Here is a 20,560-nt window from a genome sequence, read left to right as displayed (position 1 = left end):
ATTAAAAGGACCTCTATCATGGCCTTACTTCCCATACGACATTATCCCGACCCCGTGCTGAAGCAAAAGGCCCTGCCGGTGGAGACGGTCACCGAGGAGCTGCGTACCCTGGCCCGCGATATGGCGGAAACGATGTACGCTGCGCCCGGCGTCGGGCTGGCCGCTCCGCAGGTCGGTGTTTCCAAGCGGCTGATCGTGCTGGACTGTGCCGGCAGCGGCGAACCTCCTCAGCTCATCACCGCCTTCAATCCCCAGATCGTCGCCAGCGAAGGCGAGTCCTACGAAGAGGAAGGCTGCCTGTCGGTGCCCGGCTATTACTCGGCCATTCATCGCCGGGCCCAGGTGACGGTGCGCTTCCAGGACATGGAGGGGCGTTCGGTGGAGATGACGGCCGCTGGCCTGTTGGCCATCGCCTTTCAGCACGAAATCGATCACCTGGACGGCGTCCTCTTCGTGGACCATCTCTCTCCCCTCAAAAAGGGTTTTTTCCGCAAGAAGTACCAGAAAATACTGGAACAGATGAAGGAGCAACTGTGATAGAACCCCGGGAAATCCGCACCGTTTTCATGGGAACCCCTGATTTCGCCCTGCCCACGCTGCAGGGCCTCATCGAGGCGGGGGTAAACCTGTGCGCCGTCTTCACCCAGCCTGACCGGGCCAAGGGCCGTGGCCGCAAGCTGGCGGCACCGCCTGTGAAAGAACTGGCCATACAGCACCAGATCCCCGTCTATCAGCCGGAGAAACTCCGCAGCCCCGACTCCGTGGCTGTCCTGCAGGAGTTGGCCCCCGACCTCATCGTCGTGGTGGCCTATGGCCAGATTCTGCCCAAAAGCGTCCTCGATATTCCCAAATACGGCTGCATCAACGTGCATGCCTCCCTTTTGCCCCGCTATCGCGGCGCCGCGCCTATCAATATGGCCATCATCAATGGCGAGAAGGAGACGGGCGTCACCACCATGCTGATGGATGTCGGTCTCGATACCGGCGATATGCTCGTCAAGCGCGCGACTGCTATCGGCCCGCTGGAGACCGCCGGACAGCTCCATGACCGCCTGGCCGTCCTCGGCCGCGAGGCCATGGAAGAGACCCTGCGCCAGCTCTGCGCCGGCGAGCTCAAGCCCGAACCCCAGGATGACAGCCAGACCTGTTACGCCTCCATGATGACCAAAAGCGATGGCCGCATTGACTGGGCGCAGAACGCCGAGACCATTCACGACCTCGTGCGGGGACTGCATCCCTGGCCGGGGGCCTACACCTTTCTGGGCGGAGAGATGCTGAAGATCGCCGATACCCTCCCCCACGAGGAGGTGGAGGGACTGCCGGGCACCATCGTCTCGGCGACTGAACGCGGCATTCTCGTATCCTGTGGGCAGCGGTCTCTCTTTATCCGCTCCCTGCAGCTGCCGGGGAAAAAATGGTTGTCCGCCGCGGAGTTTCTGCGCGGCCGGCCCCTTGAACCCGGTGTCCGACTGGAGCTGTAACGTGCGTGATGCCTGTGGCCAGGGCAAAGGTTTCGCCCCCGGCAAGCGCCTCTTTATCGGCCTATTGGCCGGGGTCAGCGGCCTGGTTCTGGTGGCTGCCTTTTTGCTGTGGTGGGTTCCCAGCGTCGGTCTGCGCACCCTCCATCCGCTGCTGCCCGTCGCCCTCGGCGTGGTGCTGAGCCTGCTCTGCCTCCTCATCGTCGGCGGTCTGCTGCTGCTGGTCCTCACCCTGCTGAGCGGCCGGGATCTCTTCTTCTCCCAGCGGCTGCGGGGGATCGTCATCAAATATCTCTTCCCGGCCATCATCGCCGTGGGGCGCCTGGTGGGAATCGATCGCGACTCCCTGCAACAGTCCTTTATCGCCCTCAACAATCAGCTGGTGCGTTCCAAGAAGCTGCGGGTGCCCCCCGAGAAGGCGCTCATTCTGCTGCCCCACTGCATTCAGCTCTTCGACTGTGCCATAAAGATCACCGGGGATGTCAACAAATGCGTGCGCTGCGGGCGCTGCGACATCAGCGGGCTGGCCGCGCTGGCGCAGCAGCGGGGAATCGACATCGCCGTCGCCACCGGCGGTACACTGGCGCGCAAGCTCATCGTCGAGAAGCGGCCCCGCTTCATCCTGGCCGTCGCCTGCGAACGGGACCTGACCTCCGGTATCCGCGACGCCTACCCCCTGCCGGTCATCGGCATCCTCAACCACCGGCCCGAGGGACCCTGTTTCAATACGCGCATCTGGCTGGACGAGGTGGAAAAGGCACTGGACGAGCATGTCATCGCCGGCGCGCCTTGATTTTTCGGGCCCGCCTCACTATAGTGGCCCCCGAACGAGGCTCGGCGGCCTTTCTTCCTGGGCCGCTCCCGTCCCTCCGTTTCGCTCTCTGACCAGTTTTTGGAAAAATACGTGCCCTCATCCGATCCCCGCAAAATAGCGCTCGATATCCTGCTGCGCGTCGAAGACGGCGCCTATGCCGATCTGACCCTGGATGCCGTTTTGGAGAAAAATCCCCGGCTCGATCCTCGCGACCGGGGACTGGCCACCGAACTGGTCTATGGCACCCTCCGCCAGCGCGGGCGTCTCGATTTTGCCCTGTCCCAACTCTGTAAAACGCCACTCAAGAAGATCGAAAACAAGGTGCTCTGGCTGCTGCGGCTGGGGGCCTACCAGATTCTGGAGCTCGACCGCATTCCGGCCTCGGCTGCCGTCAACCAGGCCGTCGAGCTGGCCCGCGGCGAAAAGCTGGAGAGAGCCACGGGATTCATCAACGGCATTCTGCGCAACCTGGCGCGCCAGCGCGAGAACATTCAATGGCCCGACCGCACCCAAAAGGAAAGGGCCTACCTGGAGCACGTACTCTCCGTGCCCCGCTGGCTGGCGGAACTGTGGATAAAAGACTGGGGAGCCGCCGAGGCGATGGTCCTGGCCGAGAGCATGCTGGAGCAGCCCCCCTTCACGCTGCGGGTCAATACGCTGCGGGTGGACCGGGATTCGTTTCTGGAAAAGATGCGCGCCGCCGGCCATGAGGTGCGTCCCTGTCCGTACGCCCCCGAGGGGGTTGTCGTAACCCGCCGCGGCTCCGCTCCCCTGGCCGGCCAGGAGGAAGGGTGGTTCCAGGTGCAGGACGAGGCCAGCATGCTGGTCTCTCATCTGCTCGACGTCCGCCCGGGTCAGCGCCTGCTTGACACCTGTGCCGCCCCCGGCGGCAAAACGACCCACCTGGCGGCCCTGGCGAAAAACGATGTCCGCCTGCTGGCCCTGGATCTTCACCCCCAGCGCGTCCGGCTCATCACCGAAGGGGCGCAGAGGCTTGGGTGCGAGGGCATTGAGGCAAAAGCCTGGGATATGTCCCTTTTTCCGGACTTTCTGGAGAAGGGCAGTTTCGACCGTGTGCTGGTCGATGCCCCCTGCAGTGGTCTCGGCGTTTTGCGGCGCAACCCGGAAATCCGCTGGCGGCGTACGCCGCCGGATATCCAGGCCCTGGCGGATCTGCAAAAGAGCATTCTGAGCAATGCCGCGATGCTGGTGCGCCCCGGCGGTCGGCTGCTCTATTCCCTCTGTACCCTGACGGCCCGGGAAACCTGGGGCGTTGTCGACCGCTTTCTGGCCGACCATCCCGAGTACGTCCTTGAAGACCTGCGCCAGGAGACCCCGCCCGCCTGGGCGCCCCTCTTTGACGAGCGGGGCGCCTTGCGCACCACCCCGGCCCGCGGCGGGGGCATGGATGCCTTTTTCGCGGCCCGATTTGTACGTCAAGCGCTACCCTGATTTATTCTAGTACCCCGAACGCGGAGATTTGCCATGGTTAAGATTGCTCCTTCGATTCTGTCTGCCGATTTCTCCCGACTGGGAGAGGAAATTGCCGCCATCGAACACGGCGGTGCCGATTATGTGCACGTGGATGTGATGGACGGCCATTTCGTTCCCAATCTCACCATCGGCCCCCTGGTGGTGGAGGCGGCTCGCCGCTCCACTGCGCTCCCCCTCGACGTGCATCTGATGATCGAGAACCCCGACCGCTATATTCCCCAGTTCGCCGAAGCCGGCGCCGATATCCTGACGGTGCACCAGGAGGCGGTTCCCCATCTGCACCGTACCGTGCAGCTGATTCGCAGCCTGGGGAAAAAGGCGGGAGTGTCCATCAATCCGGCGACGCCCGTCTCGACCCTGGAGGTGATCCTGGAAGAGGTCGATCTTATTCTGGTCATGAGCGTCAATCCGGGGTTTGGTGGCCAGAGCTTCATTCCCTCTGCCCTGACCAAAATCGAGGCGCTGCGTCAGCTCATCGATCGACGCGGCCTGGCCGTCGAGCTGGAGGTTGATGGCGGGGTCAAGGCGGACAACATCCGTCAGGTCGCCGCGGCCGGCGCCGATGTCTTCGTGGCCGGCAGCGCCGTGTTCGGCACGGCCGATTACGGTGCCACCATCGCTCTGCTCAAGGAGAACGCCCAGTCGGTGGTTGTCTAGTCTCCGAGCGGGCGCCTTGCAAGGGCTGGCCAAGCCGCTAGAATGAAATGAAATTCAATTCCGGGGGATTTCGCCATGCTTCAGTTCAAAAATCTGGGTCTGTTCACCAAGATCAGCATCATCATCCTGCTGATCCTGCTTGGTTTCTTCAGCCTGTTCACCTTTTTGAACTTCCGCCAGCAGCGGGCCTTCATTATGGGCGAAGCGGTGGAAAAAGCCCGGATCGTGGCTTTCGAGGCGATCCGGACCCGCGAGTACCTCTCCAGCCAGCTGCTGGAGGGTGGGGTCGAGCTGTCCCGGCAGCGCTATGGTCTGGTCCCCGTGGTGGCCTCGACCCGGGTGGGGGAGCTGGTGAGCCGCGACCTCGGCTACACCATCCGCCAGGTGTCCGATCGCTATCGCAATGCCAATAACGCCCCTGACGACTTCGAAGTTCGGGTCCTCGAACTCTTCCGCCAGCGGCAGAACCTGCAGGAGCATTATGATATCGTCGATATGGGCGGTAAAAAGGTCTTTCGCTACCTGCATTCCTTCAAGGCTGATACCAGCTGTCTGGAGTGCCACGGCGATCCTGCCCAGGCTCCCGATTTCATCCGGGAGATGTTCCCTGCCGACACGGACAAGGCCTACCACTATGAACTGGGCGACGTGATCGGCGCCGCCTCCGTCAGCATCCCCCTTGATCGTCTCTATCGGCAGATTTACGCCAATATGGGGACCGACGTCCTCTATTCCGGCGGCATTTTCCTGGCTCTGCTCATATTCCTCGGCGCCCTGATTCGCATTGCGGTAACACGGCCCCTGGCACGGCTGGGCGAGGTGATCCGGGAAATTATCCGCACGGGACGTTTCGACCAGAAGATATCGAGAAGAGGGCTGGACGAGATCGGCTTGCTGGTCGACAGCTTCAACGAGCTCAACGACCATCTGCGGGAGAAGACCGAGCACCTGGAAGAGTCGGAAAAGCGCTTCAGGGTACTGACGGAGACTGCCCGTGACGGCATCGTCTCGTTTTTGAGCAACGGCCAGATCATTCTGTTCAACCGCCGGGCGGAAAAGATGTTCGGCTACAGCAAGCGCGAGATTATCGGCGTCAGCGTAGAAAAGCTCATCCACGAGGAGTGTACGTCCCTGCAAGGGGTCGGTATCGCCGCCTATCTCAAGGAGGAGGCAGGAGCGCTGGTGCGCAGCCTGCATCAGGTGCCGGGTCGCAAGAGGGACGGCGGCCTGTTCTATCTGGAGGTCTCCCTCTCGGTCGCCGAATCGGAAGGCCACCTGTTCTACACGGCCATCGTCAGGGAGCGAACCTGATCGCGCCCTAAATTCAAAGAACCGACGGATATTTAATCGGAAGCACGTCTATGAGTTATTTGTCCCAACGCAGCCAGTTGTTTCTCGAGCGTCTTGCCAGCGAAATCATCGTCGGTGATGGCGCCATGGGCACCCTGCTGTACGCCCGCGGGGTGCCGCTGGATGCCAATTTCGAATACCTCAATCTGATCAGTCCGGCCCTGATCGAGCAGGTCCACCGGGACTATGCCGCCGCCGGCGCCATGCTGCTGGAAACCAACACCTTTGGCGCCAACGCTCTACGGCTGGGGACGGTCGGACTGGAGAAGAAGGTAGGGGCCATCAACGAGGCGGCCGCGCGGCTGGCGCGGAGCGCTGCCGGCGAGGCGCGTTTCGTGGCCGGTTCCGTCGGCCCGCTCATTCGCCCCAAGGGGGAACAGAGTGAATTAGGGGCGGTCGAAAAGACTGAAATTTTTCGGCAGCAGATGGAAGCCCTGGCCGACGGTGGGGTCGACCTCTTTCTGCTCGAGACCTTTTCGTCCCTCGATGATCTGGAGCTGGCGGTCGGGGTTGGCCGCTCCCTGGGGTTGCCGGTGGTGGCCCAGATGGCCTTTGTCGAAGAGGGGCGCACGCGGGAAGGCGGTTCTGCCGAGGAGGTGGCCCGCCGCCTGACCGCGGCCGGCGCCGACGTCATCGGGGCCAATTGCGGCTCCGGGCCCCGTGAAATCCTGCGGGTGCTCGAGCGTATGGGCCGGGTGTCGAACCTGCCCCTGTCGGCCTTTGCCAATTCCGGCTTCCCCCAGTATGTCGACGGCCGTTATATCTATCTGGCGACCCCCGAATATTTCGCCGCCATGGGGCGGGACATGGTGTCCGTGGGGGCTTCTTTGCTCGGTGGCTGCTGCGGCACCACGCCGGATCATATCCGGGCCCTGGCCGGGGCCGTGGCCGGTCTTCAGCCGGTGGCGCGCGAGCCGGTGTCCGTTGAAGCGGCCGCGCCATCGCCCCCGGCAGCATCCCCGTCGGCACCGGGGCGAACGACCTTTCTCGCGCCCTGGGGGCACCGTCCGGTCGTCACGGTCGAGCTGGACCCGCCCAAAGGCCTGCAGACCGACAAAATCCTCGCCGGTGCCCGGGTGCTGGCCCAGGCGGGCGTCGACGCCATCAGTCTGGCGGAAAACCCGCTGGCCCGCATCCGCATGAGCAATATTGCCCTCGCGCGCCTCATTCAGGAGGAGACCGGTGTCGAGGCGATCGTCCACGTGACCGGGCGCGACCGTAACCTCATCGGGCTGCATTCCGAACTGATGGGGGCCCATCATCTCGGTATCCGCAACGTCCTGGCCGTGACCGGCGATCCGGTCTCCGTCGGCAACGAATCCGGCGCCACCAGCGTCTTTGATCTCAATTCCATCGGCCTTCTCCAGCTGCTCGGCGCCTTGAATGCCGGACGGAACCTGTTGGGGGCCGATTTGGGCGGCCGCACGGACTTCCTGGTCGGCGCCGCCTTCAATCCCAACCCGGCCAGTCTGGATGGGCAGTTGAGAAAGCTGGAAAAGAAGATCGAGGCCGGAGCCCGTTTCGTGCAGACGCAGCCGGTGTATTCTGTCGATATCCTGGCGCGTCTCGTCGAGCGCACGGCTCCTTATGGTATCCCGGTCCTGGTCGGCATTCTGCCCCTGGTCAGTGAGCGGAACGCCGAGTTCCTCCACAATGAAGTTCCGGGCATTGTTCTGCCTGATTCCGTACGCGAGCGGATGCGGGGCAAGACGGGAGAGGCGGGTATTCAGGAGGGGATGGAAATTGCCGGGGAGCTGATCGCCTGGGGTGGCGGAAAAGTGGGCGGCTATTATCTCATGCCGCCCTTTGGTCGGGTCGAGTTGGCCGTGGAGCTGCTCAGGAAGATCCGTTCCGGGGCGGTTTAAGGCCAAGGAGCTGGTCCAATTCCCCCTTTTCATCCAGCTCGAAGAGTTCGCTGCACCCTCCCAGGCCGGTTCCCGCAACAAAAATCTGGGGAACGGTGCGGGCTCCGGAGCGTTGCTGCATTTCGCGCTCTTTTTCCACGTCAGCGGTCACGTCGTATTCGATAAAGGGAATCCCTTTGATGCGCAGCAGTTCTTTGGCCCGGTGACAGTAAGGGCAGTAATTTTTCGTGTAGATTTCCACTTTTTTCATGGGGTACTCCAGGATCAATGGTGTTTTTAATCCTCAATGATCAACTCTACCCGAGCTTTGTCCGGATGCAAGGTGTCGAGGAAAGGGAAGTGCAAAGATGACAGGATGGATGAAGGTGGTGTTCCTGTGTTCTCTGGTGGCTGTGCTGTCCTCCTGTGCCGCTGTCCCGAGAGTGTCCGATGACCTGACCCCCGCCGCTTTTGACTTCGCCCAGCGTCTTCGCTGGAAAGATTTTAACGGGGCCGCCCGCTATTTCGATGAAGCCGCCAAGAAACATGCCTTTGTCGATCAGTTTGCTGAGATGGAGGATCTGCAGATAACGGATGTGCGGGTCGAGACGATCGATCTGGATGAAAGCGGACAGCGGGCCACCACCCGCATGACGCTGGAGTATTTTCTGCTGCCGTCCGTGTCCGTCAAGACCTTTGCGCTCAAGCTTGACTGGGCCTATGCGGGGCTCAAGCCGAATGTGGCAGAATCCTGGTTCATTGATTCTCCCTTTCCTCCCTTCCCTTAAGTAGAACGCTTTGGCGAAGGTTATTTTCACGATCGGCGGACATTCAGAAAAAATCGTCATTCCAAGCTGTTATTGCGCGAACCCCGGTAATTCCGGGTAAAATTTCCCTTGATTTGGTTGACGCGCTTATGGTATTTACCTGCATACTGTATACAAAATAGAAGGGGGATGGCGCCGACGGATGAGGGGTTTTCCCCTTTTGTTTGGGGCTTTACGTCCCCCTTTGGCTGTTGCTAAGAGGGGTCTAACAGGAGGTCGATTTGGCTCAGGTTGTATTTTCCAGCTGGGAAGGAAAAATTGTAGACAATCGCAGCGGCGAGGCTGCGGAAGGCGTCTCCCTGAAGCTCAAGCTGCCCGAAACCTACCTGAGCGAAGGTAAGGTCGGTGCATTCATGGGCTGGGACGGCGTTGTTGTCATGGAGAAGGATACCGATGTCGTAGCCATGGCCGCCGAATATATGAAACGCGTCCAGGAAAAGCATTGCTGCGGCAAATGTACCCCCGGAAAGCGGGCGACCAAGGTGCTGCAGGATTCGTTGGCACGCATCGTCGCCGGTCAGGGCAAGGAAGAGGATCTCCAGATTATGGAGGAGCTGACCTCGCTGCTGGAGCAGTGTAAATGCACCCTGTGCATGACATCGGCCGTTCCCGTCTTTCATACCCTGCAGTATTTTCGGGATGATTATCTGGCCTATATCAACGGCCAAAGGACGCCCAGCCCGGCCAAGTCCTACCGGGACAAGCTGACGGCGCCCTGTATGGATAAGTGTCCGGCCCATATCGATATTCCCGCTTACATTGAAGAGATCAAAGAGCTGCGCTACACGGATGCTCTTTCCACCATTCGGCGCAACATGCCGATTGCGGCCGTATGCGGAAGGGTCTGTCCCCATCCCTGTGAGAAAGCCTGCCGCCGGGCGCTGGTCGATGAGCCGGTGAGCATCATGGTTCTCAAGCGCGTGGCTTCCGATCACGAGTGGATGCATCATCATACGCCCCCCCTGGTTCCCAAGCCGTCCACAGGCAAGAAGATCATGGTGGTTGGTGCCGGCCCCGCCGGTCTGACCTGCGCCTACTATCTGGCCCTGGAAGGGCACCAGGTCAAGATCATCGACATGTTGTCCGAGCCGGGCGGCACCGTAGCCGTCGGCATCCCCGATTACCGCATGCCCCGCCATCTCCTGCAGCGCGAGGCGGATATCGTGGCTTCGCTGGGCGTCGAGATCGAATACGGCGTCAAACTGGGGCGTGACGTGTCGTTGCGGGAACTCAAAGAGCAATATGACGCCGTTTTCCTCGGTACCGGCGCTTTCAAGTCAAAACCCATGGGGGTTGAAGGGGAAGACCAAGGCTACGATGGATTTTCTCCCGGCGGCATTCACTATCTGCGGGCCGTCGCTCTCGGTCAGCCCATTGAAACGCCCAAGCGCGTTGTCGTTGTCGGCGGCGGCAACACGGCCATCGACTGTGTCCGCGTGGCGCTGCGCGAAGGGGCCGAAGAGTCCATCCTGGTTTACCGGCGTACCCGCAAGGAAATGCCGGCCGAGCCCTATGAGGTCGATGACGCCGAGGAAGAAAACGTCAAGTTCGAGTTTCTGCGCAATCCGACCCGCCTGGTCACCGAGAACAATCGGGTGGTCGGGGTCGAAGTCATCAAGATGGAACTGGGCGAGCCGGACGAATCGGGCCGCCGCAGTCCGCAGCCGGTTCCCGGCAGCGAGTATGTCATCCCCTGTGAACTGGTCATCCCCGCCATCGGTCAGGATCCCGATCTGGACTATCTCGGGGAAGATGACTTCGGCATAAAGCAGACCCGCTGGAAGAGCATTGTCACCAAAGGCGGCACCATGATGACCGACTGCGAAGGGGTGTTTGCCGGCGGGGACTGCGAATACGGCGCCATGACCGTGGTCGTTGCGGTTGGCCATGGCCGCCGAGCGGCGCGGGCCATGCATCGTTATCTTACCGAAGGAAACGCCTATCTTGACGATGAAGATGCCATGGAAGATCTGGTCAACCAGTTCGGTGTCTTCAACGACAAGGAGAACGTGGGTATTCTCGGTGGCCTTCATCGTGAGCATCAGCCTAAGGTGAACGGCGCGGAGCGGGCCACAAACTACGAAGAAATCGAATTGGCCATGCCCGAGAGCCAGGCGGTTGCCGAGGCGGAACGCTGTCTGCGCTGCTATCGTGTCGGGATGGTTGCGGTCAACTAGTCATGGCCCTCAAGAACGTGCCCTGGGTTTACGCGCTGTCAGGGTTCGGTGAAGGGGCTGCCCAGATAAACCAAAGGTGATGAGTCCATGGTCAATCTCAAGATCGACGGAAAAGATGTCCAGGTAGCAAAAGGGGCCACCATTCTGGCGGCCGCCGAAAAAGTCGGCATCAAGATTCCAACCCTCTGTTTTCTGAAAAAAGTGTCTCCCACGGGTGCCTGTCGGGTCTGTGTGGTCGAGATCAAGGGTGTAGACAAGCTGATGACGGCCTGCAACACCCGGGTCGTCGAGGGGATGGATGTTACCACCCAGTCCGATCGTCTTCGGAAAATCCGCCAGGAAATCGTGCAGCTGCTGCTGGTCAACCATCCGCTGGATTGCCCGGTCTGCGATGCCGCCGGTGAGTGCGACCTGCAGAACATCTGTTTCGATCTCGATGTAACGACCCAGCCGTTTGCCGCCGAGGACGTCAATCATGAGGCTATTAACGGCTGGCCTCTGATTCAACAGGTGCCTAACCGCTGCGTGCTCTGCGAAAAATGTGTCAAGGTCTGCCACGAGACCATCGGTTCCGCAGCCCTTTTCGTCAATGACAAGGGTGACAAGACCTTTATCGACAAGGACCTGGATCTCTGCGAGTTCTGCGGCAACTGTGTCGCCGTGTGTCCCACCGGCACCATGATCTCCAAGCCCTTCAAGTTTAAATCCCGTCCCTGGGAAATGACCAGAAAGGCCAGCGTCTGCACAACCTGCGGCAGTCACTGCCAGGTGGACATCAATGTTAAAAACGGCCAGGTCTACAGGCTGACTTCCGCAGACGAAGGAACCGTCAACAATGGCAATCTGTGTGCCGGCGGCTTCTTCGGCCATGCTTTCATTCATGCGCCCCAGCGGTTGCAGCGCCCTACCTTGAAGGATACGGATTACGGCGTGCACGTCCCCTGGGACAAGGCTCTTGGTGCGGTCGCCGATAAAATTCACCAGATTTGCCAGGAGTCGGGTCCTGCCGCCATTGCCGGCCTGGCCTCCGGCCGCCTGACCAACGAAGAGAATTACCTGTTCCAGAAATTCTTCCGCGTCGCCATCGGGTCCAACAATATCGACTCGGCTTCCCGCTTTGGCGTCCTGGAGGCCTACAAGGCCCTGCGGGAGATGCTCGGTTATGCGGGCAGCAGCAATGCCCTTGGTAAAATTGGGGGCTCTAAGGCGGTATTGGTTTTCGGCGCCGATGTGACGGCCGAGGCTCCCGCCGTTGATTGGCAGATCGAAAAAGCCTGCCGCAAGAATGACGCGCCTCTGGTGGTGGCCAATATGCGTTCCGTCAAACTGCGTCGTCATTCCAACACCTTTCTGGGCTACACGCCTGGCAGTGAAGTGACGCTGGCCTATGCCCTGGCCCGCCTGATTCTGGATAAGGGCCTGGCGGACGAAGACTACCTTAACCGCTTTGTCAGCAATCTTGATGACCTGAAGCAGACGCTGGCTGCGGTTGACCTCGAGAAAGCGGTTCACGTGACGGGGGTCTCCCGGCAGCTTCTGGAGGAGGCGGCCGAGCACCTCGGCAAAGCAAAAAGTGTCTCCGTCATCTTTGGACGGGATGTTCTCACCTCGGCCAACTCTGGCGACAAGACCCGGGCGATTGTTTCGCTGGCCCTGGTCTGTGGCGCGCTGCATGGCGACCTTGGTGGCCTCTTTCCGGTGTGCGAGGAAGGGAATATGCAGGGGCTTCTCGATATGGGCGTCTGCCCTGAGTTTCTGCCCGGTTTCCAGGATTACAGTGCGGCCCGCGGCAAGTTCGATGTCGCCTGGCGTACGGCGCTGCCGCAGGAAGGCTTTAATGCCCTGCAGATGCTGGAACAGATCGAAAAGGGCAACATCCGCGCACTCTATCTGGCCGCGACCAACCCGCTGGTCTCCTATCCCGAAAGTGCCCGCTGGCGCAAGGCGCTGAAAAAACTCGATCTCCTGGTTGTTCAGGACATTTTTGAGAGCGAACTCACCAAGCTGGCCCATGTGGTGCTGCCCGGTACTTCCTTCGCCGAAAAGACCGGGAGCGTCACCGCGCTGGATGGGCGCATCAGCTGCCTGGGGCAGGCTATTGACCCTGTCGGCGAAGCCCGTGAGGATTGGAGCATCCTGGCCGAGCTGTACAACCGCGTCGGCCGGCGCACAGACCAGATTAATACGGAGGCGCTGCTGCGGGAGGCCAAGGAGCTCACCAGTCTCTACGGCGATCTCTGCTTTGCCGGTGAGGGGTTGTGCCAGCCCTGCCGGAAGCTGCCCTTCGCACCCGAAGAGAAGAGCCTGCAATTCGTCGCGGCCTCCCAGGCTGAAGTTGGAGAGGGGCTGCAGCTCCTCGTTGGCAAGAATCTCTTCCACTTTGACCTGTTGACCACCCATAGCCCGGCCAATCTTGAAATCGCCCCCGAAGGCCGGGTCGAGATGAACCCGGCTACGGCAGCGGCCCTGCAGGTGAATGACGGGGAGAAGGTTCAGGTTGTTTCGACGGCGGGTGCGGCCACGGGCCAGGTTCACCTGACCAGCCAGGTACCCGAAAACCTGCTCTTTGCCACCTATCATTTTGCTGATCTGAATATCCAGCAGGTCATGCCCCAGGGGCAGAATCTGACCAAGGTCGAGATTCGAAAAGCCTGATTCTCATCGGTCAAAACACAAAAAAGCCCCGGACGCTCAGCGGTCCGGGGCTTTTTTTGTGGTGAACAGCCGGAAGGAAGGAGCGGCTGGAATCCGTTATCACCTTATTGAGTCGTGAAATGATTACGGGGATACCGCCAGGAAGGCTTTGGAGGCTTTTTCAACAAAGCCTTGCGGTGTTTTCACAATCAGCAGGGCCGCAATGTCGGCCCGCTCGGCGAAGTCCTGGGCCTCCTTGGGTCCAAGCACCATCAAAGCAGTTGCCAGGGCATCGGCACGGGCGCAGGAAGGCTCGAGAATGGTGACAGAGGCCAGGGTGTGGTCTATGGGGTATCCTGTGCGCGGATCGATGGTGTGCGAATAGCGACGTCCCTCAATTTCATAGTAGTTGCGATAATCCCCAGAGGTGGCCATGGCCATATCCCGCAGATAAAGCACTTCACCTACCTGCCGGCGGTCTGTCAAGGGCGATTCGATACCGAGGCGCCAGGGCATTTGCGGCCCCTTGACTCCTCTAACCACGACTTCCCCGCCGACTTCGACAATAAAATCGTGCAGGCCACGAGAGAGGAGATGGGCGGCGACACGGTCGGCGGCGTAACCTTTGGCAATGGCAGAGAGGTCGATGCGCAGTCGTGGATCAATCTTGCGGAGGCTGGGCGGCATCAGGCGACATTCGATCTTTTGATAACCGATGGTCGACAGCAGATGGGTGATGGCGGTGGCTGAGGGGACCAGGACGGGACGGGGAGCGGGGCCGAATCCCCACAGATCGACGAGGGGACCGATGGTAATATCAAAAGCACCGGCGGTCTCGGCGCCAATGCGCAGTGCCAGATCGACTACTTCAGCCGTCGCGGCCGAAACGGGCATCCATTCCGTCGTCTGGGCCTCGTTGAAACGGCTCACCTCGGAGGTGGGCAAATAGGTAGACATCTGCTGATTGATGTCTTCAAGGATGGCAAAGGATTCCTGCTTGACGGCCTCGAGGGTGGGGGCTTGGATGTCTCCGGCCAGAGTGACCGTAAACGTGGTCCCCATGGTCAGCCCGGAAAATTGCCGCACCGCAGGCGATGGATCGGAATAACGCAGGATCAGAACGGCCAGCCCGGCCAGAATCACCAGGCCGGCCAGAACGGATAGTACGGATCTTTTCATGGCGATGCTATCGGCGGTAAAGGGTCAGCGCATCCATTGTTCAGACATCGCGAAAACCGAGGACAACGAGGAGGCAGCTGCCATCGGCAATGACATTGATGCCGTTTTCCTCGCACTGGGCAATGGCGGCGGGACTCTGGGCCCCTGGCTGCATCCAGATGTTTTCGATGCCGTGAGCGATGGCGGCAGAGACCACTTGTTCGGTGATTTTCGGTGGAGTGATGATGGAGAGGCTTTTTACCTCGGCGGGAAGATTGGCCACCGAGGACACGCAGGGTACTCCTTCGATTTCCGTGGCCCTGGGATTGATGGGGATGGCCTTCCGACCGTTCTGCAGGTAGCAGCGCAGCACCTTGTTGCCATATTTGTCCCGATTGGTGGAAGCGCCGGCGACGGCGAACGTGTCAGCCTTGAGGAATTGGACGATGCGTTTATCCATGGAAAGTCTCCAGTTTCAGGGTTCACGGCAGCACGAGGGCGATCGTATCGAAAAGCGGGCCCGGATAGACCCCCAGCAGCAGAGTGGCCAGTAGGCAGATGATCAGCACCGATTTTTCAGCGGCCGAGCACGGCGTTTTCGTCGGGGTCGGGCCACCTTCTGGGCCAGTCATGTACATGACCATGACCGGGCGCAGATAGTAAGCCAGGGAGATCAGGGAGCTGAGTATACCAATGAGGGCGAGACCTGTATACCCTCCTTCGATGGCGGCGTAAAAAATGGAAAACTTGCCCATGAAGCCGGCCGTCGGGGGGATGCCGGCCAGGGAGAGCATGCAGGTCAGCAGGACCAGGGCCGCCAGTGGCTGCCGATAGCCGGCGCCGCGGAAATGGTCGTAGGAGCCCGCCTCGGCGGTAGCCGGGGATAACGCCGTCAGCACGGCGAAGGCGCCGAGGGTGGCGCCGCTGTAGGCGACCAGATAGAAAAGGATGGCTCCCGAGCCGGTGCTCCCGGCCGCAAGGAGGGCCAGCAGCAGGTAGCCCATATGAACGATCGACGAGTAAGCGAGCATGCGCTTGAGGCTGTCCTGCCGCAGGGCGCAGAGGGTACCGGCTCCCATGGAGAGGGCAGACAGCATCCACAAGAGGCTGCTTAAGGGCGAGCCGGTCAAATCGCTGCCGGTGAAGAGCAGGACCAGCGCGGCGAAGACGGCCCCTTTGGAACCGGTAGCCAGCAGGGCGGCTACCGGCGGGGGCGCCCCCTCGTAGACGTCGGGGGTCCAGAGGTGAAAAGGAACCAGGGACGTTTTGAATCCAAGGCCACCCAGCAGCAGAGCCCAGCCGGCGAGGAGCAGGGGACGCAGGGCCTGGTCGCCGCTCGGTATGAAGGCAGCCTGATCGAAATGGAAGGTGCCGGTGGCGGCATAGATGAGGGCGATCCCCATGGCCAGCAGCCCGGTGGCCACTCCCCCCATGATCAGGTATTTAAGGCCGGCCTCTGCCCCCAGGGACGAGCCTTTGTGGAAGGCGATGAGGATGTAAAAGACAAGAGTGAAAGTTTCCAGGCCAAGAAACAGACCCACGAAGGAGGAAGCGCTGGACAGCAGGATCATGCCGGCTGCGGCAAAAAGAATCAGAGCGGCATATTCTCCTCCCATAAAGGAGCGATATTTCCCGTAACGGAAGGACATGAGCAAGGTCAAAGCCGCGGCGGCCGACCAGAGAATCGCGAAAAAGCGGCTGTAGCGGTCGAAGGTGAAAAGGCCAAACCCCACCAAACCAGCGCCAGGGTCATAAAATAGGGCGATGACGCCCCCGCCCAGCGCGATGAGGACGCCGTACGTCATGGCGGTGACATAGGACGCCTTCCAGGCTCCGGCCAGTAGCAGGGCCACGGCCCCGGCCGCCAGCAGCAGGACCGGAACCAGGGCGTGCAGTTCCGTCAGGGTCATGGCATTCCTCCCAATCCAGCCAGTGTGGAACCCAGCAACAGACGTTGGACGGGGTCTCGCAGGGCCTCAAGAAAGGGGTGCGGGTAGAGGCCGAGCCAGAGCACGAGCAGGGCCAGTGGCACCAGGATGATCGTCTCCCGCCAGGAAATATCCGCCCAGTCCTGAGAGCTGGGTGGTTGCCCCCAGAGGACGCCCTGAACGAGCCTGAGCATGTAGATGGCGGCAAAGAGCACGCCAACCAGTCCCAGGATGGCCCAGGCAGGATGGGCGGTAAAGGTACCGATCAGGATCAGAATTTCACCGGCAAAGTTGTTCAGACCGGGCAAGCCGAGGGAGGCCAGGGCAAAAAAGAGAAAAAAGGCACTGAGAACTGGAGTCTTTGCCCAGAGCCCTCCCAGCTTAGAGATTTCGCGGGTGTGAGCGCGGGTGTCGATCATGCCGATAAGTGCAAAGAGCGCGCCGGTGGTGATGCCGTGGTTGACCATCTGCAGCAGACTTCCCTCCATAGCCGTGGTGCGCCAGGCCGCTATGCCGAGAATCACGAACCCCATGTGCGCAACGGAGGAATAGGCGATCAGCCGTTTGGCGTCGTTCTGGGCGTAGGCGATCCAGGCGGCGTAGAAAATGCCGATCAGGCCCAGGGCGCCCAACATGGGCAGACAGGTATGGGCCGGTTCGGGAAAGAGAGGAAAACCGAAGCGGAGCAGACCGTAAACCCCTGTTTTGAGCAGCACCCCGGCCAGGATAATGGAGCCGGCCGTCGGGGCTTCGGTGTGGGCGTCCGGCAGCCAGGTGTGCAGGGGAAAAAGGGGCACCTTAACGGCAAAAGCGGCGAAAAAGGCCCCAAAGAGCCACCAGGAAAGTCCCGGCGGCAGTTCAGTGCCCACGAGGGCCGCCAATGCAAAGGTGTAATGACCGGTCTGGTCGCCATGGACGAGGTAGAGGGTGATCATGGCCAGCAGCATGAGCAGACTGCCGGCCAGGGTAAAGAGAAAGAATTTGACGGCGGCATAGAGGCGGCGCTCATGCCCCCAGACGCCGATGAGAAAGAACATGGGGATGAGCATGACCTCCCAGAAGAGATAGAAGAGGACCAGATCGAGGGCAAGAAAAACTCCCATGATGCCGCATTCGATCAAGAGCAGCAGCGAGAAGAAGAAGTGCGCATGGACGTCGAGCCGCCAGGAAATCAGGACGGCGATAATGAGCAAAAAGGCGGTCAGCAGGGTCAGGGTCAGGGAAAGACCGTCCATGCCGAGGGTGTAACGGATGCCGTAGCGGGGAATCCAAGCATGATCTTCCTGCCAGAGCCAACCGTCGAGGCCGCGGCTTGCCAAAAAGGCCCAGAGGTTCAGGGTGAAAACGGCGGTGGTCACGGCCAGAGCGGCCCAGCGACCGGCGCCGGCGTAAGGGCGCAGCAGCAGGCAGGCCAGAGCCCCCAGCAGGGGCAGCCACACAAGCAGAGAAAGTAAAGGCAACGAGGTCTCCATAGCAAACCGTCAGGCTAAGGCTTAAAACATTAGGCTAGCCCTGAGCCAGCTGCAGCAGAAAAAAGAGCATGATCAGCAACAGTCCCCAGGCCACCGCGGCGAGATAATGGGAAAGCCGCCCACTGGTCAGGGCTCTGAGTCGATCTCCGCTAAACTGGCAGCCCCGGGCCAGACTGTGGAGGATGCCATCGATGAGAGCGGCATCCGTCCCCTGCCAGAAAAAGCGCGCCAGAGAGGCAAAAGGCGTCAGCACGACTTTGCGGATGAGAGCATCGGCTTGCCAACCGGCCGCTAAAAAACGCCAGACCGGGCCCGTCTCGGCGGGGAGATTCTCCTGATAGCGATGGCGGGTCAGCAGCCAGGCAAGGGCGAAGAGGATAATGGCCAGTGCGGCGATGAATCCTTCCTCCCGGTGACTGATATGAACAGGGGTGCCGGCCAGAGAGCCGAGAAAATGAGCAAGCCAGGCATGGCCCCCGTAGAATTCCGGCAGGTTGATCAGGCCGCCGCCGATGGCCACCAGCGCGAGAGGAATCAGGGGCCAGGTCATCAGGCGAGGCAGGGGATGCGGTTCATGGGAAAAACGCGCCGGCCCGGCAAAGACGAGATAGACCAGTCGGAAGGTGTAAAAAGCGGTCAGCAGGGCGGTCAACACCGCCAGGACAAACAGTGCTTCATAAAAGGGGGTGTGCCGCGCATAGTCGGCGGCAAGCAGGCTGTCCTTGGAGAAAAAGCCGCTGCTTAACGGCGCGCCAGCCAGGCTCAGGGCCCCGGCCAGAAAAAGAAGGAAGACCAGCGGGCTTTTTCTGGCCAGGCCCCCCATACGGAAGATGTCGTTTTCATGAGCGCACAGGTGAATCACACAGCCCGCCGCCATAAACAGCAGGGCTTTGAAAAAGGCGTGGGTGAAGAGATGAAACATGGCGCCGGCGACCGCCCCTGAGCCGACCCCGAGGAACATGTAGCCGACCTGACTCATGGTGGAGTAGGCCAGCACCTTTTTGATCTCCCGCTGGGCCAGGGCGCAGGTGGCGGCATAAAAGGCGGTCAGAGCGCCGACGGCGCTGATCAGGGCCATGCCGGTGGCTGACAGGCTGACGAGGGGAAAGAAGCGGCAAAGCAGGTAGACGCCGGCGGTGACCATGGTGGCGGCATGAATGAGGGCCGAGACCGGAGTGGGGCCGGCCATGGCGTCGGGGAGCCAGGTCATGAGAGGAAGCTGGGCCGACTTGCCGCAGGCGCCCAATAGAAGCAGAACGACCAGGGGCGTGGCGAGTCCGGCGGCGAGTCCGGTGGCCTGGCTGTTAATGGCGCTGATGGAGAGCGTGCCAAAAAGGTGAAACAGCCAGAGGATGGCGATGCCGAGAAAGACATCGCCGACGCGGGTGACGAGGAAAGCCTTGCGTCCGGCATTGGCGTTCTTCTCCTGCCGATACCAGAAGCCGATGAGGGCGTAGGAACAGAATCCCACCCCCTCCCAGCCGAGGAAGAGGACCAGCAGGTTGTCGGCCAGAACAATGAGCAGCATGGCGAAGACGAACAGGTTGAGGAGGGCGAAAAAGCGGGCATAGCCCTCCTCGCCCTGCATATAGCCGATAGCATAGAGGTGGATCAGGGTAGAAACAGCGGTCACCATGAGCGCCATGGGGGCAGAGAGAGGATCGAAAAGGAGCTCGAAAGGGACCTGCAGGGGACCGCTCTGCAGCCAGGTGAAGAGAGTGACCCGGGTGCCCTCGCTGGCCAGGGGCCAGGCGGCCAGGGTCAGCAGAGCGCTTGCGGCTACCCCGGCCACGGCCAGAAATTCGCTCAGACGGCGCGGTAGGAGCCTGCCGAAAAGCACATTGAGGATTCCCCCCATAAGCGGCGCCAGGGGTATGAGCAGCAGTGTGGAGTGGGTCATCCCTTCATCCCGTCATAAGCGTCGGCGTCGAGGCTGGCCTTCTGGCGACGCAGGTAGACGACCATAGCCAGGGAAATGGCAACTTCGGCCGAAGTCATGGCCATCAGAAAAATCACGAAGATCTGGCCGTCGACCTGCTGCCAGAAAGCGGCGGCGCCGATAAAAGCCAGACCGGCGGCGTTGAGCATGATTTCAATGCCGATGAGGATCATGATCAGGTTGCGCCGCGCCAGGGTGCAGGCAAGCCCCATGAGAAAGAGGGCGGCGGCAAAGCCGAGCACATGAGAAAGGGGCACGATCATGTATCCTCCCTTTCTGGTTCAGGGTCCTGTTTTCGGCGATCGACCCGTCCCACGTAGTAGGCGCCCACCGCCGCGAACAGCAGCTGGAAAGAGACGATTTCCACGGCCAGGGCGTATTCCTTGAACAGGGCGTAGCCGAAGGTGCGTGGCGAAGCGTAGAAGCGGGGAACACCGTCGGCACCGCCAGCGTCGAGGCCGAGCAGGAGCAGGGTGCAACTCAGCAGTACGACGGACAATAGCACCACCGGTCCCCAGCGACGCCAGCCCGGCACGGGTTGATCCGGAGCCAGTTCGAGCATCATGATGATGAAAAGAAAGAGAACCATGATCGCCCCGGTGTAGATGATGACTTCCCAGGCGGCCACCAGGGGGGCGCCGAGCAGGTAAAAGAGCAGGGCCAGGGCGAAAAAGGCGTTGACCAGGTAGAGGACGGCATGCACGGGATGGCGCCGGGTTATGCACATGCCCGTGGCGGCCAGGGCGGTGGTGGCTAGAATGTAGAACAGGGCGGTCGCCATGATCCAA

18 protein-coding genes are annotated in these 20,560 nt (G+C 60.9%); 10 read left to right on the top strand and 8 right to left on the bottom strand.

What is annotated here, in order from left to right; all coding sequences use genetic code 11:
• Positions 1 to 18: 18 nt before the first annotated feature.
• From def to MJO47_RS02280, 7 genes are all read left to right on the top strand, one after another.
• The gene (gene def / locus MJO47_RS02310) at positions 19 to 537 is read left to right on the top strand and encodes a peptide deformylase (RefSeq protein WP_253959500.1); all 519 of its coding nucleotides are present in this window, start codon (positions 19 to 21) and stop codon (positions 535 to 537) included.
• A 29-nt stretch (positions 538 to 566) separates the two neighbouring features.
• Positions 567 to 1,481 carry a methionyl-tRNA formyltransferase gene (gene fmt, locus MJO47_RS02305; RefSeq protein WP_253960534.1) on the top strand — a complete coding sequence of 305 codons (915 nt, stop codon included), beginning with the start codon at positions 567 to 569 and terminating at the stop codon, positions 1,479 to 1,481.
• A 1-nt stretch (position 1,482) separates the two neighbouring features.
• Positions 1,483 to 2,271, top strand: a complete 789-nt coding sequence (locus MJO47_RS02300; protein WP_253959499.1) for a DUF116 domain-containing protein — start codon at positions 1,483 to 1,485, stop codon at positions 2,269 to 2,271.
• Positions 2,272 to 2,382: 111 nt separating this feature from the next.
• A complete protein-coding gene (rsmB, locus tag MJO47_RS02295; RefSeq protein ID WP_253959498.1) occupies positions 2,383 to 3,744 on the top strand; it encodes a 16S rRNA (cytosine(967)-C(5))-methyltransferase RsmB in 1,362 nt (453 codons plus the stop codon).
• Positions 3,745 to 3,777: 33 nt separating this feature from the next.
• Entirely contained in the window at positions 3,778 to 4,443 is a 666-nt protein-coding gene (gene rpe / locus MJO47_RS02290; protein ID WP_253959497.1) for a ribulose-phosphate 3-epimerase, read from the top strand.
• Positions 4,444 to 4,518: 75 nt separating this feature from the next.
• Positions 4,519 to 5,754 (top strand): DUF3365 domain-containing protein, encoded by a 1,236-nt coding sequence (locus MJO47_RS02285; protein ID WP_253959496.1) that lies wholly within the window; start codon positions 4,519 to 4,521, stop codon positions 5,752 to 5,754.
• Between the two features lie 50 nt (positions 5,755 to 5,804).
• Positions 5,805 to 7,658 (top strand): bifunctional homocysteine S-methyltransferase/methylenetetrahydrofolate reductase, encoded by a 1,854-nt coding sequence (locus MJO47_RS02280; RefSeq protein ID WP_253959495.1) that lies wholly within the window; start codon positions 5,805 to 5,807, stop codon positions 7,656 to 7,658.
• Here the strand turns inward: MJO47_RS02280 and grxC are convergent.
• Positions 7,630 to 7,908: a glutaredoxin 3 gene (gene grxC / locus MJO47_RS02275; protein WP_253959494.1), complete on the bottom strand. Its 279-nt coding sequence runs from the start codon at positions 7,906 to 7,908 to the stop codon at positions 7,630 to 7,632. The genes MJO47_RS02280 and grxC overlap by 29 nt on opposite strands.
• A 97-nt stretch (positions 7,909 to 8,005) precedes the next feature.
• Between grxC and MJO47_RS02270 the strand changes: the two genes are divergently transcribed.
• From MJO47_RS02270 to MJO47_RS02260, 3 genes are all read left to right on the top strand, one after another.
• Positions 8,006 to 8,425: a hypothetical protein gene (locus tag MJO47_RS02270; RefSeq protein ID WP_253959493.1), complete on the top strand. Its 420-nt coding sequence runs from the start codon at positions 8,006 to 8,008 to the stop codon at positions 8,423 to 8,425.
• A gap of 260 nt (positions 8,426 to 8,685) precedes the next feature.
• Positions 8,686 to 10,641, top strand: coding sequence for an FAD-dependent oxidoreductase (locus tag MJO47_RS02265; protein WP_253959492.1), 1,956 nt, complete (start codon positions 8,686 to 8,688; stop codon positions 10,639 to 10,641).
• An 87-nt stretch (positions 10,642 to 10,728) separates the two neighbouring features.
• Positions 10,729 to 13,296: a molybdopterin-dependent oxidoreductase gene (locus tag MJO47_RS02260; protein WP_253959491.1), complete on the top strand. Its 2,568-nt coding sequence runs from the start codon at positions 10,729 to 10,731 to the stop codon at positions 13,294 to 13,296.
• 123 nt (positions 13,297 to 13,419) lie between these two features.
• Here MJO47_RS02260 and MJO47_RS02255 read toward each other — a convergent pair whose 3' ends face one another.
• The 7 genes from MJO47_RS02255 to MJO47_RS02225 are packed head-to-tail and all read right to left on the bottom strand — an operon-like array spanning position 13,420 to position 20,553.
• A complete protein-coding gene (locus MJO47_RS02255; RefSeq protein ID WP_253959490.1) occupies positions 13,420 to 14,454 on the bottom strand; it encodes an FAD:protein FMN transferase in 1,035 nt (344 codons plus the stop codon).
• A 40-nt stretch (positions 14,455 to 14,494) separates the two neighbouring features.
• Positions 14,495 to 14,893, bottom strand: a complete 399-nt coding sequence (locus MJO47_RS02250; protein ID WP_253959489.1) for a CoA-binding protein — start codon at positions 14,891 to 14,893, stop codon at positions 14,495 to 14,497.
• A 22-nt stretch (positions 14,894 to 14,915) separates the two neighbouring features.
• A complete protein-coding gene (locus MJO47_RS02245; protein WP_253959488.1) occupies positions 14,916 to 16,343 on the bottom strand; it encodes an NADH-quinone oxidoreductase subunit N in 1,428 nt (475 codons plus the stop codon).
• Positions 16,340 to 17,821, bottom strand: a complete 1,482-nt coding sequence (locus MJO47_RS02240) for a NuoM family protein (RefSeq protein WP_305882386.1) — start codon at positions 17,819 to 17,821, stop codon at positions 16,340 to 16,342. Before MJO47_RS02240 ends, MJO47_RS02245 begins: the two co-directional genes overlap by 4 nt.
• A 46-nt stretch (positions 17,822 to 17,867) precedes the next feature.
• Positions 17,868 to 19,733, bottom strand: a complete 1,866-nt coding sequence (gene nuoL, locus MJO47_RS02235) for an NADH-quinone oxidoreductase subunit L (protein WP_253959486.1) — start codon at positions 19,731 to 19,733, stop codon at positions 17,868 to 17,870.
• Complete coding sequence (nuoK, locus tag MJO47_RS02230) at positions 19,730 to 20,035, bottom strand: NADH-quinone oxidoreductase subunit NuoK (RefSeq protein WP_253959485.1); 306 nt, start codon at positions 20,033 to 20,035, stop codon at positions 19,730 to 19,732. The genes nuoL and nuoK overlap by 4 nt, the downstream gene beginning before the upstream one ends.
• Positions 20,032 to 20,553 carry an NADH-quinone oxidoreductase subunit J gene (locus MJO47_RS02225; RefSeq protein WP_253959484.1) on the bottom strand — a complete coding sequence of 174 codons (522 nt, stop codon included), beginning with the start codon at positions 20,551 to 20,553 and terminating at the stop codon, positions 20,032 to 20,034. The genes nuoK and MJO47_RS02225 overlap by 4 nt, the downstream gene beginning before the upstream one ends.
• Positions 20,554 to 20,560: the final 7 nt, after the last annotated feature.

This window comes from Desulfuromonas sp. KJ2020 (assembly GCF_024197615.1).
In the GTDB taxonomy this organism is placed as follows: Bacteria; Desulfobacterota; Desulfuromonadia; order Desulfuromonadales; family SZUA-540; genus SZUA-540.
Note: the sequence above shows the minus strand (reverse complement) of the source record. Positions and strands in the feature narration are given on the sequence as shown.